20 protein-coding genes and 1 riboswitch are annotated in these 23,904 nt (G+C 50.5%); of the genes, 14 read left to right on the top strand and 6 right to left on the bottom strand.

The window, feature by feature from the left end; translation table 11 throughout:
* The first annotated feature begins 37 nt into the window (after positions 1-37).
* Genes AC2YIT_RS17070 through cbiB form a run of 6 tightly spaced genes read left to right on the top strand, consistent with a single transcriptional unit; the run spans position 38 to position 11,005 of the window.
* Entirely contained in the window at positions 38-1,423 is a 1,386-nt protein-coding gene (locus AC2YIT_RS17070) for a cobyrinic acid a,c-diamide synthase CobB (RefSeq protein ID WP_430848963.1), read from the top strand.
* Positions 1,420-5,700, top strand: a complete 4,281-nt coding sequence (gene cobN, locus AC2YIT_RS17065) for a cobaltochelatase subunit CobN (RefSeq protein ID WP_487279946.1) — start codon at positions 1,420-1,422, stop codon at positions 5,698-5,700. Before AC2YIT_RS17070 ends, cobN begins: the two co-directional genes overlap by 4 nt.
* 23 nt (positions 5,701-5,723) lie before the next feature.
* Complete coding sequence (locus AC2YIT_RS17060; RefSeq protein WP_487279945.1) at positions 5,724-7,568, top strand: magnesium chelatase subunit D family protein; 1,845 nt, start codon at positions 5,724-5,726, stop codon at positions 7,566-7,568.
* A gap of 6 nt (positions 7,569-7,574) precedes the next feature.
* On the top strand, positions 7,575-9,050 hold the full coding sequence (locus AC2YIT_RS17055) for a cobyric acid synthase (protein WP_487279944.1): 1,476 nt from the start codon (positions 7,575-7,577) through the stop codon (positions 9,048-9,050).
* A 3-nt stretch (positions 9,051-9,053) separates the two neighbouring features.
* On the top strand, positions 9,054-10,076 hold the full coding sequence (locus AC2YIT_RS17050) for a pyridoxal phosphate-dependent aminotransferase (RefSeq protein WP_487279943.1): 1,023 nt from the start codon (positions 9,054-9,056) through the stop codon (positions 10,074-10,076).
* On the top strand, positions 10,055-11,005 hold the full coding sequence (gene cbiB, locus AC2YIT_RS17045) for an adenosylcobinamide-phosphate synthase CbiB (protein ID WP_487279942.1): 951 nt from the start codon (positions 10,055-10,057) through the stop codon (positions 11,003-11,005). The genes AC2YIT_RS17050 and cbiB overlap by 22 nt, the downstream gene beginning before the upstream one ends.
* On the opposite strand, the gene AC2YIT_RS17040 is transcribed toward cbiB, so the two are convergent.
* Positions 10,971-11,870 carry an RpnC/YadD family protein gene (locus tag AC2YIT_RS17040; RefSeq protein WP_487279941.1) on the bottom strand — a complete coding sequence of 300 codons (900 nt, stop codon included), beginning with the start codon at positions 11,868-11,870 and terminating at the stop codon, positions 10,971-10,973. The genes cbiB and AC2YIT_RS17040 overlap by 35 nt on opposite strands.
* Positions 11,871-11,920: 50 nt before the next feature.
* Positions 11,921-12,193: riboswitch (cobalamin riboswitch) on the top strand.
* On the opposite strand from AC2YIT_RS17040, the gene AC2YIT_RS17035 reads away from it, so the two are divergent.
* The 7 genes from AC2YIT_RS17035 (at position 12,193) to AC2YIT_RS17005 (ending at position 17,448) form a co-directional block, all read left to right on the top strand.
* A complete protein-coding gene (locus AC2YIT_RS17035; protein WP_430848949.1) occupies positions 12,193-13,395 on the top strand; it encodes an ABC transporter substrate-binding protein in 1,203 nt (400 codons plus the stop codon). Its footprint overlaps the riboswitch before it by 1 nt.
* Positions 13,396-13,980 carry a cob(I)yrinic acid a,c-diamide adenosyltransferase gene (locus tag AC2YIT_RS17030; protein ID WP_430848947.1) on the top strand — a complete coding sequence of 195 codons (585 nt, stop codon included), beginning with the start codon at positions 13,396-13,398 and terminating at the stop codon, positions 13,978-13,980.
* Positions 13,977-14,489, top strand: coding sequence for a bifunctional adenosylcobinamide kinase/adenosylcobinamide-phosphate guanylyltransferase (locus AC2YIT_RS17025; protein ID WP_487279940.1), 513 nt, complete (start codon positions 13,977-13,979; stop codon positions 14,487-14,489). Before AC2YIT_RS17030 ends, AC2YIT_RS17025 begins: the two co-directional genes overlap by 4 nt.
* A 2-nt stretch (positions 14,490-14,491) precedes the next feature.
* Positions 14,492-15,526 carry a nicotinate-nucleotide--dimethylbenzimidazole phosphoribosyltransferase gene (gene cobT, locus AC2YIT_RS17020; RefSeq protein WP_487279939.1) on the top strand — a complete coding sequence of 345 codons (1,035 nt, stop codon included), beginning with the start codon at positions 14,492-14,494 and terminating at the stop codon, positions 15,524-15,526.
* A gap of 12 nt (positions 15,527-15,538) precedes the next feature.
* Positions 15,539-16,324 (top strand): adenosylcobinamide-GDP ribazoletransferase, encoded by a 786-nt coding sequence (locus AC2YIT_RS17015; RefSeq protein WP_430848941.1) that lies wholly within the window; start codon positions 15,539-15,541, stop codon positions 16,322-16,324.
* Positions 16,309-16,836 carry an alpha-ribazole phosphatase gene (gene cobC, locus AC2YIT_RS17010; protein ID WP_487279938.1) on the top strand — a complete coding sequence of 176 codons (528 nt, stop codon included), beginning with the start codon at positions 16,309-16,311 and terminating at the stop codon, positions 16,834-16,836. Before AC2YIT_RS17015 ends, cobC begins: the two co-directional genes overlap by 16 nt.
* A gap of 48 nt (positions 16,837-16,884) precedes the next feature.
* Positions 16,885-17,448, top strand: a complete 564-nt coding sequence (locus AC2YIT_RS17005) for a DUF1572 domain-containing protein (RefSeq protein ID WP_430848937.1) — start codon at positions 16,885-16,887, stop codon at positions 17,446-17,448.
* Between the two features lie 12 nt (positions 17,449-17,460).
* Here AC2YIT_RS17005 and AC2YIT_RS17000 read toward each other — a convergent pair whose 3' ends face one another.
* Positions 17,461-17,805 (bottom strand): hypothetical protein, encoded by a 345-nt coding sequence (locus AC2YIT_RS17000; RefSeq protein WP_487279937.1) that lies wholly within the window; start codon positions 17,803-17,805, stop codon positions 17,461-17,463.
* A gap of 23 nt (positions 17,806-17,828) precedes the next feature.
* Positions 17,829-18,131 carry an RNA polymerase sigma factor gene (locus AC2YIT_RS16995; protein ID WP_106596662.1) on the bottom strand — a complete coding sequence of 101 codons (303 nt, stop codon included), beginning with the start codon at positions 18,129-18,131 and terminating at the stop codon, positions 17,829-17,831.
* A gap of 245 nt (positions 18,132-18,376) precedes the next feature.
* Here AC2YIT_RS16995 and AC2YIT_RS16990 point away from each other — a divergent pair, with 245 nt between their 5' ends.
* On the top strand, positions 18,377-18,781 hold the full coding sequence (locus tag AC2YIT_RS16990; protein ID WP_487279936.1) for a DoxX family protein: 405 nt from the start codon (positions 18,377-18,379) through the stop codon (positions 18,779-18,781).
* 107 nt (positions 18,782-18,888) lie between these two features.
* Here the strand turns inward: AC2YIT_RS16990 and AC2YIT_RS16985 are convergent, their stop codons facing one another.
* From AC2YIT_RS16985 to AC2YIT_RS16975, 3 genes are all read right to left on the bottom strand, one after another.
* A complete protein-coding gene (locus AC2YIT_RS16985; protein WP_487279935.1) occupies positions 18,889-21,396 on the bottom strand; it encodes a phosphocholine-specific phospholipase C in 2,508 nt (835 codons plus the stop codon).
* A 157-nt stretch (positions 21,397-21,553) separates the two neighbouring features.
* Complete coding sequence (locus AC2YIT_RS16980; RefSeq protein ID WP_487279934.1) at positions 21,554-22,522, bottom strand: 3-keto-disaccharide hydrolase; 969 nt, start codon at positions 22,520-22,522, stop codon at positions 21,554-21,556.
* Positions 22,523-22,565: 43 nt separating this feature from the next.
* Complete coding sequence (locus AC2YIT_RS16975) at positions 22,566-23,678, bottom strand: Fic family protein (RefSeq protein ID WP_487279933.1); 1,113 nt, start codon at positions 23,676-23,678, stop codon at positions 22,566-22,568.
* Positions 23,679-23,904 lie beyond the last annotated feature (226 nt).

Genomic DNA, 23,904 nt, shown 5'->3' with positions numbered 1-23,904 from the left:
CTCAAAAGAAAATAGGTGTCCAGAAGATAGTAACCTCATGACTAACCCAAAATCCAGTTTTCTAATCTCCGCGCCGTCCAGTAATTCGGGCAAGACTACTTTGACCCTCGGGCTACTGCGTGCGTTGCGGGAGCGAGGGCTGGGTGTGCAGGCGTTCAAATGCGGGCCGGACTATATCGATACGATCCACCATACGGCTGCCGCCGGTCGGCTGGGGTTGAACCTGGATACTTTTATGGCTTCGGAGGCGCATATGCGCGGCGTGTATACGCATTATGCGTCGCGTGCGGATGTGAGCGTGACCGAGGGCGTGATGGGACTTTTCGACGGTGCCGACAAAATGAAAGGCAGCAGCGCCGAGATCGCTGCATTGCTGGATATTCCGGTGGTACTGGTGATCAATGCGCGGTCGATGGCCTATTCGGCGGCTCCGCTGATTTACGGGTTGAAGAATTTCTATCCCGGAATCCGCGTGGCAGGTGCGATTTTCAACTTCGTCAATACCGAATCGCATTACCGGTTTTTACAGGATGCATGTGCGGACGCCGGCGTGGAAGCATTGGGGTATTTGCCTAAAAATGAGGAGCTGCATATTCCTTCCCGGCATTTGGGCCTGCACATTTCCGCAGAAACAGATTATGAACAGATTATCCAAAGGCTGGCAGAGATTATCCCGCGGACAGTGAACCTGGACAGGTTGCTGGAACTTACTGCCGTCGGTTGTAGCGGCGAAAATGAGCCAGTTTTGAATCAGGAAAATCAACCACACCTACAAGATAATTCCCGGGACCTGCGCATTGCCGTCGCGAAAGACGAGGCTTTTTCATTCTTGTATCACCAAAATATCACATGCCTGCGCACCTTCGGAGAAGTGCAGTGGTTCAGTCCTTTGAATGACAAAGCCTTGCCTGAAACCGACCTGGTCTACCTGCCAGGCGGTTATCCCGAGCTGTTTGCGGCACAATTGGCTGGAAACCTATCGATGCTGGAAAGTATTCGGCAGTATTGTGAAAGCGGAGGATTGACCTATGCGGAATGCGGTGGGCTGATGTACCTGGGCAGGGAGATTGTCGATAGCAAAGGCACTGCATTCAAAATGGCCGGCGTGCTTGACCTGGCAACTACGCTCCAACATGCCAAGGTGACGCTCGGCTACCGGGCTATGCATTGGGATGGTCTGGAAATCAAAGGTCATGAATTTCACTACTCTTCATTGAAAGAGCCATTTGCGCAGGCGTCGCTTGCACCAATGACTAATGCAAGGGGGATGCCGGTTGATACACAGTTTTTTAGAATGAAAAACACCTTTGCCGGCTATACGCATTTCTACTGGGCCGACAAGCCCGAATTCATTCAACACCTCATCGACCAAACCACAGAAAAAGCCGACGGCCGACCGCCGAAAGCCGACAGCCCACAATGAAACGCCAGCGCATTACCCGATCTGACGGAAAGTCCATTAACCTCGTGCAGCGGCGCGGGCATCTTTCCTATTGCTACAATGCATGCTGCTGCGGGCGCGTCGATCGCGGATATGCGCCCATTCCCGTGGAATTGTATAAAAATGAGTGGCTGAGACGGAAACTGCGGAACGTCGTACACATGACGAAGGGCGGTTGTCTGGGCCCGTGCACATTGGCGAATGTAGTGACGCTTTTGTTCGACGGTCACTCGGTGTGGTTCCATTCGATCAATTACGAATGGCAGATCATCGCGATTTTTGACTACATCGAAAGTATGGTTAAGGCCGACCGATACCTGGTGCCGCCCTCGGATCTGGCCGAATATGTATTTCAGTTTTATACCTGGAAAGGTTCCGAAACTTCAACCGAATTGGGGCAAACCGCCATTCCTACCGATGGAATCGTGTTCCTCACACATGCGGATACGGATTTGCTCACGCTCGACCGCGCCATGCAGCTTTTGCCGGATGATTTTCCCAAGACGACTGGTATCAGCCTGATGGCGATCAAAAGCGAAGAGCAAATGCAGCAGCTTTTGCAACGTGAAATTGCGGAAGCGAAAATCATCATTATTCGCATTCACGGGCGGTTGAGCAGCATTCCCGGGTTTAATGAGCTGGTAAAACTGGCCGGCCAGCGTGGACAGCACCTGATCGTGGTGAGCGGTACCGGAGAACTGAACCCCGAATTTGCGGCCGTATCGACGGTTTCACCCGATATTTTGCATGAAACCCTGGCCTACTTACAGGCGGGTGGTTATAGTAACCTGATTTCGCTCCTGAGCTACCTTTCTGATCACTTACTGATGACCGGTTTTGGCGCAGAGGCACCTGTAAACTTGCCGGAGCAAGGTATTTACCATCCCGATTTGCCCGAATTTGCCGACGTATCCGACTGGCTGAAATACCGTAATCCGGCCCTGGCGATAGTAGGTATTACTTTTTACAGGGCGCATTGGTTGAGCGGGAACACTCAGTTCGTGGAGGCGATGATCCGCGCTCTCGAGGAACGTGGTGTGAATGTGCTGCCTGTGTTTACATCTTCGCTCAAATCGGTCAATACCGCAACCGGCAAGCCGCTGGCATTTGAATTTTTCGAAACGGGTGCGGGGATGGGAATTGATGTGTTGGTGAATACGATTTCGTTTGCGATGACGGATATACAGCCAGTAGGGCAGGGGAGCGCCCCTTCCAGGGCATTGCTGGACCTGAACGTGCCGGTTTTGCAGGCGATCACGAGCGGTATGGGGCGCGGGCCATGGGAATCCTCGGCGCGGGGACTTAACCCGCTCGATACGGCGATGAATGTAGCTATTCCGGAGTTTGACGGGCGGATTATTACCGTCCCCGTTTCATTTAAGGAGAAAGCGAAAGATACGCGCGGGTATGAGCCATTGGATAACCGGATCGATCGGGTTGCTGGCTTAGCTATCAGGTTTGCACGTTTAAGACATTTGAAGAATGCGGATAAAAAGGTTGCATTCATATTGACCAATTCCAATACCAAAGCATCACAGATCGGCAATGCGGTAGGGCTGGACGCGCCGGCTTCGCTCATGAATATCCTGCGGGTAATGCAGGACGAAGGCTATCGGATAGACGACCTGCCTGCGACGGGTACAGAGCTGATTCACAAATTGATAGACTTGTGTGCCTATGATGAGGATTTCCTGACACCAGGCCAGCTCGCGCAGGCTGCGGCCAGCGTTTCCGCTGTGCAATATGCGGGTTGGTTTGAGGAACTACCCGAAGCTGCACGGCAAAAGATGCTGAAAAAATGGGGGCCACCTCCCGGCGAAACCTACGTACATGAAGGCCATATTGCCTTGGCCGGGCTCAATTTGGGCAATGCATTTGTGGCATTGCAGCCACCACGGGGTTATGGCATGGATCCCGATGCGATATATCACCAGCCCGATTTGCCGCCTACGCATCACTATTACGCATTATACCGATGGCTTCGCGACGGCTGGGGAGCCGATGCCATTGTACATGTGGGTAAGCACGGGACGCTGGAATGGCTGCCCGGAAAGGGGATTGGTCTATCGGAGAATTGCTTCCCGGACGCATTCCTGGCCGATTTACCATTGTTTTACCCATTCATCATCAACGACCCTGGCGAAGGTTCGCAAGCCAAACGGCGCGCGCACGCGGTCATTGTCGACCATTTGACACCTCCGATGACTTCAGCAGATACCTACGGCGAATTGGCGCAACTCACGCAATTGGTGGATGAATATTATCAGGTTGAAAGCCTGGACCCTTCCAAATTGCCCTTGCTGCAAAGGCAAATCTGGAATCTGATCAAACAAACCAACCTCGACGCTGATCTTGCGGCCATGTTGAGCCGCGATCACGGGGATCATAAGCATGACTGGGACGACGATATGACACCCGAGGGGGTGCCGGTCAGCCTGTCGGAAATGGAAGGAAAGGATATCGCGCATTTGATCGAGGATATCGACGGTTATTTGTGCGAACTCGGTGCCGCGCAAATCCGGAATGGATTGCATACGCTGGGTGAAATGCCGGAAGGGGACGCATTGCTTGATATGCTGCAAGCGCTCACCCGGCTTCCAAACGGGCCTGTGCCGGGAATGCAGGCTGTTTTGGCAAATGTATATGGTCTTAATATTGAGACACTTTATCAACTAAAAGGTCAAAAACTCCGTACGCCGGCAGATGCCCTGGCGGTATGGGCCGGTCGGTCGGTTGTTACGGGGGCAGATGCGCTGGAAGTGCTAGATGAAATGGCGGCGCATATTGTCAGGCTGTTTGAGCATTACAGATTTGACAAGTCGGCCATTGACCGGGTCCTATTTGAGTCGATCGAACGCAATCCGAATTTACCCGAGCTGGCTGGTCTTCGCAAGATACTCAGTTTCATATCAGAGGAGCTTGTGGGGAATCTGACACGCACGGACGAAGAAATTACTAATCTCCTGCATGGTCTCTCGGGTGGGTACGTGCCTGCCGGCCCGAGTGGCGCGCCTACGCGCGGGATGGCGCATATCCTGCCTACGGGAAGGAATTTTTACGCCGTCGACCCGCGGGTCTTGCCTTCCAAAGCGGCCTGGGAAGTGGGGCAGCAACTGGCCAGGGAGGTATTGGATCGCCATTGGAAGGAGACCGGCAGATATCCTGAGAGTGTCGGCATCAGCATTTGGGGAACGAGTGCCATGCGCACGCATGGCGACGATGTGGCCGAAGTACTGGCATTGCTGGGGGTACGGCCCGTATGGCAGGCAGGAAGCCGGCGGATAAATGGTTTGGAAATCATTTCGTTGGATGAACTCGGCCGTCCCCGGATCGACGTGACGACACGTATCAGTGGCTTTTTCAGGGACGCATTTCCGCATCTGATCGAGTTGATGGATGAGGCAGTACAGATGGTGATCGCAGCAGACGAGCCTTTGGAAAAGAATTTTGTAAAAAAGCATTATTTAAAAGAACTCGCCGAATTGCAAAGAGACGATGCATTATCCATAGAGCAGGCCGAAGAGCGGGCTGCCTACCGCATTTTCGGAGCCGCGCCCGGCAGTTACGGGGCCGGTATATTGCCTTTGATCAACGAAAAGAATTGGCAAACCGATGATGATTTTGCGCGGGCGTACATTAATTGGGGTGGTTATGCTTACTCGCGCAATGCGCAGGGGGTGGACGCCCGCAAGGAGTTCACCCAGCGGCTTGCAGGCGTGGAAGTAGCATTGCATAACCAGGACAACCGCGAACATGACCTGTTCGATAGCGACGATTATCTGCAATTTCACGGCGGGATGATCGCCACGATCCGTAACTTGACAGGCCAGCAGCCCAGGCATTATTTTGGTGATTCGCAGGACCCTGCGCGACCGGTAGTAAGGGATTTGAAAGAAGAAACATTGCGTGTTTTCAGGTCGCGTGTCGTGAATCCTAAATGGATCGAAAGCATCAAAAAGCACCACTACAAAGGTGCACTGGAACTCACCGCCACTGTCGATTACCTTTTTGGTTATGACGCTACGGCCGGTGTGGTGGATGACTGGATGTACGAAAAGGTCGCCGAAACCTACGCGCTGGACGCTGCTATGCAGCAGTTTTTTGAAGAAAACAGCCCGTGGGCGCTTCACGCCATTGCTGAGCGCCTGCTCGAAGCGGCGCAGCGGGGACTTTGGGAAAAGCCGTCGGAAGAAGCGTTGGAAGGCTTAAAGGATTTGTATCTCAAAAGCGAGGCGCTGCTGGAGTCCAGAAGCGAATAATGCCCTTTTAAATGAATATTGAAATGAATTTATACCCGTTTTCCGCGATTGTCGGGCAAGAGAAACTGAAAAAAGCATTGCTGCTGTGTGCGATCAATCCCGGCATCGGCGGAGTGCTGATCAAGGGAGAAAAAGGCACAGCGAAAAGCACCGCCGTACGGGGATTGGCGGAAGTAATGCCGGTGCTGACACATTCGGGCGAACCGGTACCATTCGTCGATTTGCCGCTGGGCGCTTCCGAGGATCGGGTACTTGGCAGTCTGGACGTCGAGGCGATCCTTTCCAATAAAACTAAAAAATTGCTCCCAGGCCTGCTCGCGAGCGCGCACGAAGGAATTTTATATATAGACGAGGTAAATCTCCTGGCCGATCACCTGGTGGATGTGCTGCTGGATGTGGCGGTCTCGGGGGTTAATATGGTTCAGAGGGAAGGATTGTCGGTGAGCCATCCTGCACGGTTTGTCCTGATCGGGACAATGAACCCGGAAGAAGGAAACCTGCGCCCGCAATTTTTGGACCGCTTCGGACTCATGGTGGAAGTAGGGTCCCAAACCGATGTGTTGAGCAGGGCCGAGGTAGTGCGGAGAAGGATTGCATTTGAAAGCGATCCAGTGACGTTTGCGAATCACTGGGCGAATGCACAGGAAGTTGTGAGGGAAGAAATAAGCAGGGCCAGGGCTTTGCTGCCGCTTGTGCAAATGCCCGACGGGTTGCTTAAAATGATCAGCCAGCTATGCATTGAATGGGACGTGAGCAGCCTGCGTGCCGACATTGTGCTATACAAAACAGCGATTACCATTGCCGCATTGAATGGGCGGGCAGTGGTAACTCCGCAGGACATACGCGAAGGAGCCGAGCTGGTTTTGAGCCACAGAAAGGGGAAAAAGGCACTGCCGCCACAAACCAGTCAGTCCCCGGACGATAGTCAGAAAAATTCAGAGCAAGACGATGCTGCACAGCCTGGCATTCAACCTTCAAATCACACAAAAACTGAGGTAAGTGATGAGGAAAAAAGGGAATGTAGTGAAGAAAATTATGACAGCGGCGGCAATGAGACTGTCGCTGGGATTGATTTTAGAATGAATATTCCAGAATTGCCGAATGTTGAACCTGTTACCATGCCAGATTCAACGAATGGTCGTGCAATTAAGGCCAGGCAAAGTGAGAAAGGTTTCCAGGTGCGGGCTGTTAAAAGCGATACCACTACGGATATTGCCTTGACTGAAACAATACTGCACGCCTTGGCACGCGATCCCGACCAACTGCATATCGGCAGGCAGGACCTGCATCAGAAAGTCAGAAATGGGAAGGCCGGTCACCTCATTGTTTTTGTGGTAGATGCCTCCGGCTCAATGGTTGCGGGCAAGCGAATGGAGGCTGTGAAAGGAAGCGTAATGAATTTGCTGCAAGATGCGTATCAGAAACGTAATATGGTGGCTGTGATTAGTTTCCGCGGTGTGGAAGCGACGGTGCTGCTCGAACCCACCCGAAGTATAGAGCTTGCGGCACAGGCATTGGAAAAACTGCCGGCAGGAGGCCGCACACCGTTGCCGCATGCATTGCAACTGGCAGGGAAAATGCTCAGTTCTGCCGTAAAAAGCGAACGAATTCAACCGTTTCTGGTGATATTAAGTGATGGGAAGGCTAATGTACCTCTGCCCGGCGCGGGCGGGGATGCATGGGCGCAATCATTACACCTCGCTGGAAGTCTGAAACATCCCGCATTAGTGCTGGATACGGAAGGCGGCTATGTCCGTTACGGAAAAGCAAAGGAACTCGCGGCAGCGCTGGGCGGGGAATATTTATTGCTTCAGGAACTTTCAGTCAATGAAATCACGGGTTCTATCGCAGGCCGTATTGATATCTAAATGCAAATGAATACCAAGAAATTACGTCCTATTATGTTCGTAGGAACTGGCTCGGATGTAGGTAAAAGTGTGATCACAGCTGGTTTTTGCAGGATATTCAAGCAGGATGGCTACCAGCCGGCGCCGTTTAAAGCGCAGAATATGTCGCTCAATAGCTTTGTAACGGCCGACGGCCTCGAACTTGGGCGGGCGCAAGCCGTGCAAGCGGAAGCAGCGCAAGTCCCCTGTGAGTCAGACATGAATCCCGTGTTGCTCAAACCGACGAACGACAAGACTTCGCAAGTCATTTTGAACGGCAAACCCGTCGGGAACCAGTCGGCCTATCAGTACTTTATGGCTAACGATCGCAGAGCGTTGTTTTCAGCCGTTAAGGACGCGTTCGATCGGCTTGCTGCCAGGTATTCGCCGATTGTTATGGAAGGAGCGGGGAGTATTTCGGAGCTTAATCTCAAACATCGGGATATTACGAATCTAAGAATGGCTGCACACGCCGGGGCGGCTGTGTATCTGATCGCTGACATCGATAAAGGCGGAATTTTCGGGAGTGTTTATGGCACCATCGCATTGCTCACGCCTGAGGAGCGCGCGTGTATGAAGGGCATCATTATCAACAAGTTCAGGGGAGACGGCCGGTTGTTTGAAGAAGGTAAAAGAATGCTTGAAGAGTTGACGGGGCTGCCAGTGATGGGTATTTTACCTTATTTCAGAGATATCTACATCGAACAGGAAGACTCTGTTTCGTTGGAGCTCAAATACCGGTCGGCGGTAGAAGGTAAAGTGAATGTGGCGGTGATCCTGTTGAAAAGGCTTTCGAACTTCACTGATTTCGACCGCCTTGAAAAAGATCCGCGGGTGAATTTGTATTATACCAATGAACCCTTAGAAATTGCCAAAGCCTCGGTGATCATCATCCCGGGAAGTAAAAATACGATCGAAGACATGCTGGCCGTGAAAAATAGCGGTGTCGCGAAAGCCATTTATGATGCGCACAAGCTTGGCAAGACCGTTATCGGCATTTGCGGGGGCTACCAGATGCTTGGTGAGCGCATTCTCGATCCTCATCATGTCGAAAGCGATATCGAAGAATTTCCCGGGCTGGGGTTATTGCCTGTGAAAACCACACTGCAAGTTGAGAAAACGACATTGCAGTGTGCATTCCGGTTCCGCCAAAGCGAGGAGCCATGTTCGGGCTATGAGATCCACATGGGCGAAACCATCGCATTGCAGCCCGGGGAGGCCGTTGCCACATTCTCTAACGGCCGCCACGACGGGTACTTCCGCGATGCACGTACCTGGGGTACCTATCTTCACGGTATTCTGGACAATCAGGTGGTAATCGACCACGTATTGGCCCCTTATACCAAAGAGGAAGGTATGCGGTACGACTATCAGCAATTTAAGGAACAGCAATATGATAAACTGGCGGATTTGCTGCGTCAAAATATTAATATGGAGTTGATTTACAATAGTATAGCAAAGTAGGATATGTTACACGGGCACGGCGACGACGGCTATCGTTACGGCAGCAAGATCATCGCGGATTTCAGTACGAATGTCTGGTATGAAGGCGAACCGGCCGGTTTGAAAGCGTATGTTTTCGAAAAATGGAGTGAAATAAACCGTTATCCTGAGGTACTGGCAGAGAGTTTGCGGGAAAAGATCGCACGACGTCACCAAATGTCGGTAGCGCAGTTGCTGGTATGCAGCGGCACGACCGAAAGCATCTACCTGATCGCGCAATTGTTCTCCGGGAAACGGACGACGATTGTTACGCCTTCATTTGCAGAATATGAAGACGCATGCCTATCGTTCGGGCATGAAATAGCCAGTTTGAGCTGGCAGGAGGCTTTGGAATTGCCAAGATTGAAAACCGATCTGGTATTTATTTGTAATCCGAATAATCCTACCGGGCTTATTTTTAGTGACTTACAATATTGGCTCAAACTGAACCCGCAATGCCTTTTTGCAGTTGACGAGGCATTTATTGATTTCACTGAGGGAGCGGATTCGGCTGTTTCGCTGATGGCTCGGTTTCCAAACTTGTTGATTATGCGTTCACTCACCAAGATTTACGCAATTCCGGGGTTACGTCTTGGTTATTTACTGGCGAGGGAAGAAATTGTTGATTCATTAATGAATATCAAACAACCCTGGACGGTCAATACGCTGGCGATGGCGGCGGGGCATTACATTTACGATCATTTCGACCGGATTCAGCCCGCGGTTTCCCGACTCCTGAATGATAAAAGAACGTTCGTTCAAGAATTGCAGAAATTGGAATGCATTGAAGTGCTGGAAAGCGATACGCATTTCTTTTTGGTCAGAACTTTGGTGCGGAATGCCGCTCAGTTGAAAGATTTTCTGATCGAAACACATGGCTTGCTGATCCGCGACGCAGGCAACTTCCGCGGCCTCACACGGCAGCATTTCCGCCTCGCTACGCAGCGGCCGGATGATAACGAGAAGATGAAAAGTGCATTGAAAGAATGGCAGGCACTATACTACTAATCTGCCCCTTAATCGCAGGTTACCTGCTCGATCTCCTGCTGGGCGACCCCGACAACTGGCCACACCCCGTACGAGTATTTGGTAACGCAATTGCGCTGGGTGAGAAATGGTTGAATCGTGGCCGCTTCCGGTTTCTGAAAGGGGCCATGTTGAGCATAACCCTGGTAGTGCTGGTGTTTTACTTTTTTTACGGGCTTAACGCATTGCTTCTGCACACACCCGCAATGTATCTGGTAATCAATGGTATTTTTGTTTACTATGGTTTGGCCAACCATTCGCTTATCGCGGAGGGGCGGGCGGTATTTTCAGCGCTGGAAAATGAAGGCTTGGAAGCAGGTAGGAAGCAACTTTCAAGAATTGTAGGCAGGGATACCTCAAACCTGAATGCGCAGCAAATACGCGTTGCAGTGCTGGAAACAATGTCCGAAAATCTCAGTGATGGCGTGGTAGCACCGCTTTTTTACTATGCTCTGGCAGGCGTTCCGGGTATGATGGCTTACAAGATGATCAATACGATGGATTCCATGCTGGGTTACCGCAGCGAGCGCTATGAATGGTTCGGGAAATCTGGGGCAAGGCTGGATGATGTGGCAAATTTTATGCCTGCCAGGCTGACGGCCTTGCTGATGGTTTTAGTGACAGGAAGCAGGCGTGGATTGCGATTTGTCTTCAAATTCGGGCACAGACATAAAAGCCCGAACGCCGGGTATCCCGAAGCAGCATTAGCTGGGATTTTGGATTGCCGCTTCGGCGGGGCGAATGTCTATCACGGGCAGGTAGTCGACAAGCCGTTTATCGGGGAGAATGACCGGGTAATTGAACCGCAGGAAATCGCAAGAGCGGCAAGTGTCAATCAGCGGACCTGTTTGGCGATGGTGCTGATAGTTATCCTGGTCAGTTGGACAGTCGAGATGTCTTGCCCAGTTTGATTTCGGTTACAAATTCGGGCGATACACCCGCCAGACGTGCGATTACCTCTACTGTGAACGACGTTTCTCTTAATAGATTGGTTATTAGTTCTGTTGCTTTGTTGTTCTCCCCCTCTTTTTTTGCTCTATCCAACAGAAATTCTTCGATACCCATTGTCGTCGATCGATTAGTTAAGTGACTGATGATATGGTCAAATTTAGCGATTGCTTCAACCTTTTCAAAGCGGATATAGTAGCGAAGAAAATTCATTAACTTAGAGATTTTTCTCTTTGAAAATCCTTTGCCGAGAAGATTCCTGGCAAGTGTTAATTTAATAGCAAGTATTTCGTCCTCGGTAATATGTTTGCATTTCAATGCAATCAGAGCCGTCAACACCACTACAGCAAACGGATTGTCACTTTCCCGCAACATCTGCTCGTCTTGTTCCAGGATTTTGAATGCGTTAAACCTGTACAAAATACTCGTTCCCATAAATTCCCTGTAATATTCACAAGGCCTAAACGCCGCATTGTTCTCCGTGAAAATGGCGAATGCCGTGACAGGTTTGTCATACTTATCGAGTATCCGGGAGTAATAAGTAAACATTCGGCGATTGAAATGGGGATCATGGTAGCCCTGCACCTCGATGTGCACGAGTATCCATTCGTTGTCGCCGTTTTGGCAATACACTTTTACAAGTTTGTCTACAAAGCGGGTCTGGTACGAATTATCCTCCGGCGGGAATAATTGTTCCAGCTCTTTATCGAGGTATTCGAAATCTTTGGAGAAATCGAAATAGGAAGCTGCGTTCGGGTAGAAGAAGAGCAGGAAATCTTCGAAAATATCTTCCAGGATCGATTTCCAGAGAGTGTCGTCGCGTTGCATGAAGCGTGTGTGTAAATGAAACTCTGCAATGATAACCAATAAAATATTGCTAGTTTTGCGGTCATCCAGGTACACGCGTCATGCGTGATTAAAAGGGAATCCGGTGGGAATCCGGAACAGTCTCCGCTGCTGTAAGTTCACTAACGGTCCTGGCAATTGTGCCACTGGGATTACAATGAGTGAATGTGCGAATGAGTGAATAAGTGAATGTTTGTAATTAAAAAGCATTCAGTCATTCATTCATTGACTCATTCACTCACTAACCCGGGAAGGCGCCAACGACCTGAACGAGTCAGAAGACCTGCCTGCAAACATTGTTAATATGGCTTTCGGAAGAAAGGCCGGTGACTACATGATTATCAGAAAAATACTTGCAGCCCTGCTGCTGTGCCGCTTGTTGGCTAGTTGCAGCACTTCGTCATCGCTTTACGAAAAAGGCGATTCCCATTATTCAGGCCCCGACCTGTTTCCTGAAAAAGCCAAAGTGGCCCACGCCAAAGGCTTTAAAATTACTTATCATAAATATTACAAGGTAGTCAAGATCATGAGCCCGTTCGAAAAATCGACGGACACGCTCACGTATGTGCTGGTACAACGTGGAAAGCCGCGACCGATCGGGTACAAAGACAGCCAGCTCATCGAAATTCCCGTGCGAAGCATGGTGGCAATGTCGTCACTGCACATCGGGTTGATTGGCTTTTTGGATTGTGAGGATATTCTTACAGGTATGGGTAACCTCAAATATGTCTCTTCCGCCAAAGTACTTGATCGCATTAAATTGGGCAAGGTTGTCGAAGTAGGAAAGGATCAGGGGCTCAATGAGGAACTGCTGGTAAGCATGCATCCGGACCTCATTATGGCGACAGGGAACCCCGTTTCGAAGGTTAGCCGTTACGAATCACTGCATCAGGCGGGGATACCGGTAATGGTCAATTCGGAATGGGTGGAAACGACGCCGCTGGGTAGGGCGGAGTGGGTGAAACTCCTGGCAGCGTTGATCAATAAGGAAGGGGAAGTGAATAGGAAGTTCGCTAACGTCGAGCAAGAGTACGAACGACTGGCCCGTCTGACCCAAAATCTAAAAATGCGCCCGAGCCTGATTACCGGAATGAATTCCAAAGACGCGTGGAATGTTCCAAATGGTGATAGTTACGTAAACCGCTTCTTCCAGGACGCGGGCGCCTCGTATCATTGGTCCGGAACAAAGGCAACCGGAAGCTTGCCACTCAGTTTTGAAACCGTTTATCCCATTGCATTGCAGGCCGACTTCTGGCTGAATGTAAGTATCGGAAATGTACAGACGAAGAAGGACGTCCTCGCGCGAGATATCCGTTATGCGGATTTCAAGGCATTTAAAACCAATCACATTTACAGCTATAACAAACGCATGAATGCGCAGGGGGCCAACGATTACTGGGAGTCCGGCGCGGTAAACCCGCATTTGGTACTGGCCGATCTGATCCGTATTATCCACCCGGAGCTATTACCGAATCACGAGTTGATCTATTATAAATCAATTAATTAAATGAAAATATATACCAAAAAGGGCGATAAAGGCACCACCGGGCTATTTGGCGGGAGCAGGGTGAGCAAGGACGATGTGCGCATCGAATGCATCGGGACGCTCGATGAAGCGAATTCGACGATCGGGCTTTTACGGGTAAAGCTCGGTGCCGGGCATGAATGGCAGTCCAATTTGCATAAAATCCAAAAGGACCTGATGGATATGATGTCGCACCTGGCACGGCCATCGGATGCCAAAAAGGAGAATAAAAACCCGATGCCGGTGGATGGCGCCGCTTTTTGTGAGGAGTGGATCGACGCGCTGGAAGCTGCTATGACTTCGCCTTCGGACTATTTTCTGCTGCCGGGCGGGAATGAGGTATCGGCACTTTGCCACATCGCACGTACGCAAATGCGCCGGGGAGAGCGCCGGTTGGTGTCGCTGATCAAAACCGATGAGGTGCATGAAGCGATCCCGGCCTATATCAACCGCCTTTCGGACCTGTTTTTCACGCTCGCTCGTGCCGAGATGGACAAAGCAGGGGTGGCGGAAGAAAAATGGCAACTGTTTTTATACAAGCGTTTCAAAAACGCTGAACCGTCATGATCATCTATGTGACCGGCGGCGTCCGGAGCGGTAAAAGCAGGTTTGCGATGGATCTCGCTTTACAAAAAAGTGCTAATCCGGTATATGTGGCTACATCCAGGATTTGGGACGAGGATTTCGCCCGACGGGTGAAACGGCATCAGGACGAGCGGGGGCCGGAATGGACAGCGCTGGAAAGCGAGCGGGATATTCACCTGTTGCCGCTGGCCGGAAGAGTAGCTGTGGTCGACTGTGTTACATTGTGGCTGACCAATCTGTTTGTCGCGTTTGAATACGATATTGAAAAAGCGCTGGCGGCATTCAAAGCAGAAGTCGATGCGCTATTGACTGTTGATGCCACTTTGATCATCATTTCCAACGAAATAGGCATGGGTGTCCATGCAGAAACCGAAGTCGGCCGGAAATTTACCGATTTGCAAGGCTGGGCCAATCAGTATGTGGCTGCTGCTGCACAAGAGGCGATTATGCTGGTGTCGGGACTTCCATTAATCTTAAAAACAATCCAATAACTATGCATACCGCTACGATTACCAGTCAGGAAATTCAAGCGAAAATTGATTTAAAAACCAAGCCGCAGGGCGCTTTGGGGATTCTTGAAAAACTGGCATTTCAGATTGCTTCGGTACAAGATACGTTGTCGCCGGAGCTGGTCAACCCGCATATCATTGTTTTTGCAGCCAGTCATGGGATAGCCTCGGAGGGTGTGAGTGCCTATCCGTCGGAGGTTACCCCGCAGATGGTGCTCAACTTCATCGGCGGTGGCGCGGCAATCAATGTTTTTACACGGCAGCATGGCATTAACCTGTTGTTGGTAGATGCAGGCGTGGATTATGATTTTGGTCAAAATGAAAGGCTGGTCGACGCAAAGGTCAACTTTGGTACTAAAAGCTTTGCGCAACAACCCGCGATGACTAACGCCGAATGCCGTCAATGTCTGGAAAAAGGAGCCGAGCTAGTCCGGAAAGTGCAGCAGACGGGCTGTAATGTGATTGGTTTTGGTGAAATGGGCATTGGAAACACCTCTTCGGCGTCGGCGATCATGAGCCGCTTGTTGAATATCCCCGTATCCGAATGCGTAGGGAGGGGCACGGGATTAGACGAGGAGCAGTTGGGCAGAAAGATAGCAGTACTCACCAAAGCGTTGGAACATCATCAGCATGTACGTAACGATGCTGAATCGGTATTGGCTACGTTCGGCGGGTTTGAGATCGCCATGATGTGCGGTGCGATGCTGGAAGCTGCGCGGTTGGGCATGCTTGTGCTGGTGGATGGCTTTATTGCATCTGTCAGTTATTTGTCTGCTTTTAAAATAGACCCGTCGGTTCAGCGATATGCGGTTTTTTGCCATCAATCCGATGAAAGAGGACACCGTCTGCTGCTTCAATCAATGGGCGCAGATGCATTGTTAAAACTGGATATGCGTCTCGGGGAAGGGACTGGCTGTGCGCTCGCTTATCCACTGCTGCAAAGTGCGGTTGCGTTTCTGAATGAAATGGCGAGTTTTGAAAGTGCAGGCGTAAGCCAGAAAACGGAGAGGTCTGCTTAAAATCGATAACCGATGTCCTACGTTCGTCATCAGCTGGATCTGTTTTTCACAGCACTGCAATTCTACACCCGGTTGCCTGCGCCGAAGTGGCTGGTTTACCGGCCTGAAAACCTGAGTCTGGCGACAGCTTATCTGCCGCTCGTTGGCTGGATTGTAGGCCTGACTGCCGGAATAGTCTGGGCCGTGGCGGATTACCTCACGAACCCATCGATAGCCGTTCTGTGCTCCATGGCCATTTCCATTCTCTTGACCGGCGCATTTCACGAAGATGGTTTTGCGGACGTGTGTGACGGTTTCGGAGGCGGATGGACGCGTGAAAAGATCCTGGAAATCATGAAAGACAGCCGCGTAGGTACCTATGCTTCCGTGGGCTTGATATTAATTCTTGCATTGAAGTTCGCACTGCTGCAATCGATTGTTGGCCAGGAAAGTGCCGTCATTGGCGTGCTGATTAGCGGGCACGCGTTGAGCAGGCTTATGCCGGTTTTTGTCATTTATATGCTCCCTTACTCGCGTGATACCGATAGCAAAGCAAAGCCCGTTGCTGAGAAACCGCCTTTTTCGGTGCTTATTTCGGCCGTTGCGTTTGGAATTTTGCCTTTGTTTGGGATGGTTGTGTATCTGCGCCAACCGCAACTTTTGGTAGCCATTCTGGTATTAGGGGTGATCACGATCCTGCTGGCGCGATATTTCAAAACATGGATCGGCGGCTATACCGGCGACTGCCTGGGCGCCATTCAACAGGTTTGTGAAGTTGCATTCTACTTTTACATCGTCGTGTTATGGAAGTTTATCTGATTCGCCACACGAAGCCAGTCTTCGAGCCTGGGCTGATTTACGGGCGGAAAGAACTTTTACTGCATGCCGATTTTGAATCCGAATTGGCTGCCGTACGCTCGCAGCTCGATACGGATTTTGAAGTAACCTATTCCAGTCCGGCATTCCGATGTACCGAGCTTGCCGGGGCGATTTCACCCGTATATGTGGTTGATAACCGCTTGCAGGAACTGGATTTCGGGGAATGGGAAGGCAAAACCTGGGACGCTGTCGATCAGCAGGCATTGCAAGCCTGGATGGACGACTATGTGAACGTATGTATCCCCGGAGGCGAGAGCATGATGCAGATGTGCGCCCGTGTGAGCGAGTTCTGGGCGGAATTAGGGCTATTTCAATACAAGAAAGTTGCCATTGTGACGCACGCAGGTGTGATCCGGCTGATTCTTTCGATCGTCAACGAGATAGCGCTGACCGATATTTTCGATATTAAAGTAGCCTACGGAGAAGTGATCCGGGTTCGTATTAGTCAATAGCAATTAGTAATTTGGTGTAATACAAATCAACCTCAAAACCACAGGGCCGTGAACCAGGAATACATCGACAGTGTCAGAAAGCAGTTTGAGTACTACAAAATGCTGGGTGAAAAGACCATTGCGCAGCTCAGCGACGAACAGCTTTTCTGGAAATACAATGAGGAAAGTAATAGCGTCGCCAGTATCGTGAAGCATTTGTGGGGCAATATGCTGTCTCGATGGACTGATTTCCTGACAACAGACGGCGAAAAGGAATCGCGTAACCGAGACGCTGAATTCGACAACGACATCCATGGCCGCGACGATCTGTTGGCGAAGTGGAACGAGGGCTGGAATTGTCTTTTCGATGCACTGGATTCATTGAATGCGTCGAATTGGGACACCGTTGTTTATATCCGGAATCAGGGGCATTCGGTTATGGAAGCCATTAACCGGCAATTGGCGCATTATCCCTATCATGTCGGACAGATCGTATTCATCGGGAAAATGGCGCTGGATGAAAAATGGTCGTCGCTTTCGATCCCGCGTGGAAAATCGCAGAATTATAACAATGAGAAATTCGCACAGCCCAAAGCCAGGACGCATTTTACAGATGAATATCTTAAAAAGTAGGACTGGTTCGGCTTATGCCGTGAACCAGTACAACGCCAGCGCGGCCAGCGCCAACAATGCGGCTGCTACAATTTGAATAAAACTACTTTTGCGGTAGAAGGGAGTAGATTGTTGGCTTAGGGCTTCTTCCGCGACCATACTTTGTCGCAAGCGTCCCAGAAGTCGGCTGGATACCGCAGGTTCGATCTCCTCGCTTTTTGTAAAGATTTTACCGGCTTCCGAAGTCATTACTTCATCAAAAACCCACTTGCCTGCCGGCGTTTGCAGGTGCCGGAGCAGTTCGTCCTGCTCGCGACCGCCGCATTGGTTCGAGATGTATTTGTAAACGAGGTTCCTGATATGAATTTCTTTATCCATTGATCTGGCCCGGTTCGGAATGGTCAAAGTTGCAGCACGGCCTGCTCTTTGCCTGCGCGCGTAAGCGTGTGGAAAATGTGGCTTTTGCAGATTTTAAGCAGGTAGCATTTCAGCGAGGATTCGTTGTTCAATCCATCGCGGTTCTCCCATAGTTTCAGGAATACATCGTGTACGGCTTCTTCGGCATGCTCTGTGGATTTCAAAAACCGTAATGCAAAGCGGAACAAGTAGGCGTGGTAGGTTTCGTAAACCCTTGTGAAAGAGGGTATGTCGCCATTGCGAATGCTTGCAGCAAGGATATGATCCTGCATGATCGGTTCTTTCATATTTCAGGTTTTGCGGGCTACGTTTGAATTTCAGATATAAGCAAGTTACTAATAATTTCTACTTTTTGTAACCTACAACGCGGTAGAAACGAATCTAATTGTACCTGATTAGGCATATAACGTTCTGGTAGTGGCGCAAATGCCCCCTAATACTGCCGTTATTACACAGCGCCCGACCTTTTGGTACCTATTAGTTTTGTATCAACCAATCAATCAAACAAAACCTGTATAAACCAAAAGAAATCATGGAAGCAACATTTGTTACCCCAGCGGCAAAAGGTCGTACCGATAAGGCCGCACTTGCCGGCAAGATTATCAGCGCGCTGTGTGTTTTGTTCCTCTTGTTCGACGCACTAGGTAAGGTATTTAAGGAATCGCACCATATGGAAGGCTCCGTTGCACTGGGTTGGCCGGCCGACCAGGTGCAGAGCATCGGGATCGCATTGCTGATCTCCACCATCCTTTACATTATTCCTCGTACATGCATTCTGGGAGCCATTTTGATCACTGGTTACCTTGGCGGAGCGATCGCGGTAATGGTGCGCGCTGGACAGCCACTGTATTTTGCAGCAGTGTTTGGAGTGCTTGTGTGGGCGGGTTTGTACTTGCGCGACGAGAGGGTGCGTGCAATGATCCCGTTTAAGAAGTAGCGGTCGGATTACATTTCATCGACAAATCTATCAGGCCGGGAGCGTTGTGTTCCCGGCCGTTTTGTTGTTACATGCTAAGACCGAGTGTATTTGGGGGTATGTATACACTACACCATGCCGCCCATCAATGGGTCGGTTTTCGTAACGGCGCCGTTTTCAACGTGTCCTGCGAAACGTTCTTCATAACTGTCATAACCTTGGACTTTCACGCTGAAATCATACCAATGGAATGATTTGCCCAAATCCAGGACAAGCGATGCCTTTCCGCCGACGGCGAATGTCTTGTTTTTGACCCCGGTTTTATAACTATTATCTGCAATCCTTACGGCGTGTGGTTTCGAATCCAGGTTCTCAATGGTTACCAGCACATTGCCGGTCGGTTTATCCGATTTTACTTCGTACTCACAGCTCACTTTCAGCTTCGGATTGGCCGCATTGCCGATGAACTCGCGGTAAAAGCCATTCGGGCCGTATACACGCAGGTGGTAAGCATTGCTTTCGAAATCAGCCAGTTGCCAATCGTCAGTGAGCCTGTCGCCGGCAGCAACGCTGTAATCCCAGGAGCGGAGCGCTTCGTTGCGGTAGGGTTTCATCGCATACACCCGGTAAGGAATGCCGCTGGCGTTTGCGCCGAAAAGCTGGTTACCTGCCTTAAACGACAGTTGCAGCACATCACCACCTTTGCTGAGCTGTGCATTCACAAATGGTTCGTAGGGTAACGCGCAAGCCGGGCGAACGCCTTTTTCCTGAACCGGAAATAGTGCAGAGTTTTGAGGGTTGTTGTTCAACACAGCCAGGTCAGATGCGCCGAGTTTTTTGAAATTTTCGGGAGCCTCTTTGAACTGCGCCTGGTGAATGCTTTCAATGAACTGCTTTTGTTCCAGAAAAACCGGTTTTTCAATCTTCTCACCGTTGTGGGGCCTGAATACCGACGTGAGGTCGCCACAGATGGTCCGGCGCCATTGGGTGATATTCTCCTCGTTCACCTTTTTATTAAACTTCTTTTCCAGAAAGTTTTCGAGGAATTGGAGTGAAGAAGTGTGATCGAATACCTCTGAATTCACATAGCCGCCTCTCGACCAAGGGGAAGCGATGATCATCGGCACGCGGTAGCCCAGGCCAATGGAACCCTCGCGAATGTTGGCAGGGTCGGCCGAAGGGTTGGTTTGTTGATCGGCTAATGCAAAATCCAGCTTAGGATCAATGCCGGCAGACACCTTGCCAGTACCTTCTTTGTAAGGATTAGGAACTGTAAATGGCGGCAAATGATCGAAATAACCGTCGTTTTCGTCGTAAGTCACGATGAAAATGGTCTTTTTCCAAACCTCGGGATTTTGCAGCAAAATCTCCATTGCCTCGCTTACATACCACGGGCCAAACCATGGCTCGCCCGGGTGATCCGAGAAATGCGCAGGCGGCATCAGCCAGGAGACGGTCGGCAAGGTGCCATTCTTCACATCCTCCCGAAACTGGTGGAACACATCGCCTTTCGGTACGCTCAATGTCCTTTCAGTCCCATTGTCGGAATACTGCATCGATGTCAGTTCGTGGAAATGCGGGTCTTTTATATTAGTGCAGAATGCCCTGTCGTTCAGTTTCTTATCCCTGTCCGAAAGGCTGGCGTACGTATCCTTATTGAATTTGGTTTGTGCCGTTTCGATGTTTTTTAATAATCTCCTGGCCGCAGCAAGCCTCGTAACCACACGGGAATCGGTAGCCGCCTCTTTTTCGAGATCGGCAATAGTTTGGACAATCGCCTGCCGCTTGCTTTCCAGATTGGCGATCCCGCCTTCGTGGAACCGCACATTGTAAGCTTTGAAATACTCCAATACATTGGTACCAAAGTTGCTGAGCCAGGCACTTTCCTCGCCTTTGAGGCCATAACCCATCGTGAGCTCATTCTGATAGACTTTCCAGTTGATACCATGTTCTTCAAGGCGTTCGGGGTAGGTTTTCCATTCGAGCTCTGGGTATTCATAGTTGCTGATGTTCCACAAATGCGCAAGGCCGGCCGGCTCGTTTTTCTCGCGCACGGTTCCCGTCATCCAGTAGTAACGGTTCGGGTGGGTGCCGGTAATACTCGAGCAGAAATTGTGGTCGCAAACGGTGAATGCATCGGCAAGTGAGTAATAGAACGGAAAATCGGAACGGTCGCAATAGCCCATAGTGAGCGGGATATGCGCATATTGTTTGTTACGAGGGGCTTTGACGTCGAGCCAGCGGTCGTATTTGCCATTGTTCATGGCGTCGGTCTGGTCGGTCCAGCCGTGCGGAATAGAGCCCATCCAGGCGACTTTGGTATCCTTCACATTGAGGCGGAAAGGCCCGTAAGTTTCGCCGGCTTTGTTGGTTTGAAACCATACTTTGTTTTTATCGGCGAGGTCGATCGCCCGTGGGTCGTTGAAGCCTCGTACGCCTTGCAACATACCGAGCTGGTGATCGAACGAGCGGTTTTCCTGCATCAGAAATACGATGTGCTCGGCATCATAAAATGTGCTGCCCGGTGCGGGGTCGATCGCCAGGGCTTTTTGTATCACAGGCGGGAGTGTATTCGCCATCGCGCCCGTACCTGCGAGCAGAGCCGCTTTTTTCAAAAAATCTCTTCTCGAATCCATTTAATCTGTGAGTTTAGGACGTCAAAATTACCGGCGGTACCGTTACCGGTTGTTACGCAGGGGTTATGATTTGATGATTTTGTCAAAAAAAACCGCTACCATGTCCAGGGCATCGCTGCAAGGAATGATAGCGGTTTTTGAAGGTACGGACGGGTGATTATTTCGCTGGTGTGATCACGATGTTGCGGTATTCCACCGGGCCGTGGTCGCCCTGGATATAGAGCGGGCCTGGTTCGCCTTCGTTGCTATCCAATGCACCGCCGGTGATGCCGGGGATTTCCTGGTTGCTGATCACCGTTTTGCCATTTGCCACGAGTGTGAGCATGCGGCCTACCAATGTAATATCGAATGTATTCCATTCCCCCGCTTCTTTGGCTACCATTTCGCTAGGCGTAATGAAACCATAGATAGCGCCCATCTGGTCGAGGGCCGGCTCCATGCCTTTGCCATCGGTGATTTGCACTTCGTAACGACCGCGCAGGTACACGCCGCTGTTGCTGCCTTTTGGAATGCGGAACTCGATGTGCAGTTTGAAATCGCCGAATTTCTGGTCGGTTACCAGGTTGGCGCCGGATTTCGGGCTGCGAAGAATGCCGTTTTCAGCAACCCACTGGTTTTCGCCGGTTGCATGCCATCCTTTGATTTCGTTACCGGCCGTCAGCTTGATGGGTGTTCCCCAGGCAGGTGCAGCTTTTCCGCGCAGTGATGGTGCGCGCACGCCTTTGTAGCTATACGTTTTTCCATCGGGGGTGGTCAATGATCCTGTGATGGCATCACCCGAAACGGTTCCTTCCACTTTTAGGTCATTTTCCCCGCGTTCCCATTGCGGTGGGATCGCGAAATCGAATTTGCCTTCTTTGAAATGGATCACGGAAATAGGCCGCGCGCTGCCCGAGAAGCCTGTAAACTGGCCTACGAGTGTTTTGGTACCCGAGTGGCGCACTTCCAGCCACGACGGTAATACTTTGCCGTTTGCATCTACGGAAATGTCCCAGCGCCCTTCGATCGGCGAGGCGAGGGGGGCGTTGTCAGCTTTGGTCGAAAAGGTTGCCATCAGCAGGGCACCTGCCGAAAGCATCAAGTTCCGGGAAGTCCGGTACAGGTTGGTTTGGAATACTTTCTTCATAAATTTTTTAGGTATTAAAGGGTGGGAAAGTTAGAGATAAAAATCAATTTTCAGGAATACTTAGTTGGTAACTCGTGCTGCGACCGCCGCCGGAGGGGGCAAGACATTGAATTTCTGCGAGGTGCTGCAAGTCGCGCGTTGCTGTGGCCTTGGAGGTTTTGGTAATCGACATGTATTTTTTCGCGGTCATGCCGCCTTCGAAGCCATCCGGGCCGGTTTCAAGCATTTTTTGGATGACTTTCGCCTCCCGGTTATTGAGTAAATTCTTGAATTGATCAAAAAACCGGGTTTTCTTCAATGTAAAGTCCAGTGCGTTCCGTGTTTCGATTTGCGCGTCTACGATGGTTTGCACAAAATAGTGGATCCACGCGGTGATATCGATGTGCTTTTGTGCCGTTTCCAGCGACTGGTAATATTTTTTTCGCCCCGCTTCGATGGTCCGCGACAGACTTAGCATAACCGGCCTGCCAAGTGTTTGCGACAAGGCTTTTTCGGCAATCACACGTCCGATCCGCCCGTTACCATCCTCGAAAGGGTGAATGGTTTCAAAATATAAGTGCGCAATAGCCGAGCGTACGGGGGCCTTGTTGATTTCTTTTGAGCCACCCGGCGCAGTATTATTAAACCATTCGATAAATCGTGCCATTTCAGCAGGCACACGTTCGGAGGGCGGTGCTTCGAAATGCACTTTTTCCTTTCCGATAGATCCGGAAACGACCTGCATAGGGGCTGTATCTTTCCGCCAGGCACCGGTGGCGATGGTTTTGCTGTCTTTCAGGAGTGTTTTGTGCCAGGAAAAAAGCATTGCTTCCGAGAGTGGCTCTGCGTAGGAGTTACGTGCATTTACCATCAGTTCAGCTGCTCCCTGGGCTTTTCGGTCTTTGACCGGCTCCGGTTTTTGCGCTATGCCGAGATTGTTTCTGATGGAGGAAACTACATCTTGCCGACTCAGAAATTCGCCTTCGATTTCAGAAGTTTTGATAGCTTCTGCAACAAGCGTGTTGATCAGTGTTTCAATTTGAAAGGCATTGGGCGTACCCTTTAAAATGCCGCTTATATGTCCTGTTTCTTCTGCAAAAACGAGCAGAATATCCTCCATACCGGCAAGATCATACCGGAATTCAGGCCATTCAGGATGTTGCCAAATGTAGGTCATGAGCCGATTAGAAAGCTTATTCGGCTCAAATATAGTTAAAATTTGAGCCGAATAATTGAATTATTCGGCTCAGAGCCAGTGTATGCTCACAATCAACAAGCAAAACCAACGACCTGAGAACGCGGACCATTCCTGACTACTCCTGACAACACGTGACTACTCTTGACAACACGTGACCACTCCTGACAATACATGACTACATCCCGCCATTGGTACCGTTTAAATC

Source organism: Dyadobacter sp. SRI_021 (assembly GCF_057586235.1).
The sequence above is the reverse complement of the archived record's forward strand: the minus strand, read 5'-3'. Positions and strand labels throughout refer to the sequence as shown.

Bases quoted from the DNA above. Each gene is read 5' to 3' on its own strand.
- AC2YIT_RS17035 (WP_430848949.1), top strand. From the start codon at position 12,193: ATGGCTTTCGGAAGAAAGGCCGGTGACTACATGATTATCAGAAAAATA.
- AC2YIT_RS16995 (WP_106596662.1), bottom strand. From the start codon at position 18,131: ATGAAAGAACCGATCATGCAGGATCATATCCTTGCTGCAAGCATTCGC.
- AC2YIT_RS17025 (WP_487279940.1), top strand. From the start codon at position 13,977: ATGATCATCTATGTGACCGGCGGCGTCCGGAGCGGTAAAAGCAGGTTT.
- AC2YIT_RS17040 (WP_487279941.1), bottom strand. From the start codon at position 11,870: ATGCAACGCGACGACACTCTCTGGAAATCGATCCTGGAAGATATTTTC.
- cobN (WP_487279946.1), top strand. From the start codon at position 1,420: ATGAAACGCCAGCGCATTACCCGATCTGACGGAAAGTCCATTAACCTC.
- AC2YIT_RS16975 (WP_487279933.1), bottom strand. From the start codon at position 23,678: ATGACCTACATTTGGCAACATCCTGAATGGCCTGAATTCCGGTATGAT.
- AC2YIT_RS17060 (WP_487279945.1), top strand. From the start codon at position 5,724: ATGAATTTATACCCGTTTTCCGCGATTGTCGGGCAAGAGAAACTGAAA.
- AC2YIT_RS17030 (WP_430848947.1), top strand. From the start codon at position 13,396: ATGAAAATATATACCAAAAAGGGCGATAAAGGCACCACCGGGCTATTT.
- AC2YIT_RS17000 (WP_487279937.1), bottom strand. From the start codon at position 17,805: ATGGATAAAGAAATTCATATCAGGAACCTCGTTTACAAATACATCTCG.
- AC2YIT_RS17050 (WP_487279943.1), top strand. From the start codon at position 9,054: ATGTTACACGGGCACGGCGACGACGGCTATCGTTACGGCAGCAAGATC.
- cobT (WP_487279939.1), top strand. From the start codon at position 14,492: ATGCATACCGCTACGATTACCAGTCAGGAAATTCAAGCGAAAATTGAT.
- AC2YIT_RS16980 (WP_487279934.1), bottom strand. From the start codon at position 22,522: ATGAAGAAAGTATTCCAAACCAACCTGTACCGGACTTCCCGGAACTTG.
- AC2YIT_RS16985 (WP_487279935.1), bottom strand. From the start codon at position 21,396: ATGGATTCGAGAAGAGATTTTTTGAAAAAAGCGGCTCTGCTCGCAGGT.
- cobC (WP_487279938.1), top strand. From the start codon at position 16,309: ATGGAAGTTTATCTGATTCGCCACACGAAGCCAGTCTTCGAGCCTGGG.
- cbiB (WP_487279942.1), top strand. From the start codon at position 10,055: ATGGCAGGCACTATACTACTAATCTGCCCCTTAATCGCAGGTTACCTG.
- AC2YIT_RS17055 (WP_487279944.1), top strand. From the start codon at position 7,575: ATGAATACCAAGAAATTACGTCCTATTATGTTCGTAGGAACTGGCTCG.
- AC2YIT_RS16990 (WP_487279936.1), top strand. From the start codon at position 18,377: ATGGAAGCAACATTTGTTACCCCAGCGGCAAAAGGTCGTACCGATAAG.
- AC2YIT_RS17015 (WP_430848941.1), top strand. From the start codon at position 15,539: ATGTCCTACGTTCGTCATCAGCTGGATCTGTTTTTCACAGCACTGCAA.
- AC2YIT_RS17070 (WP_430848963.1), top strand. From the start codon at position 38: ATGACTAACCCAAAATCCAGTTTTCTAATCTCCGCGCCGTCCAGTAAT.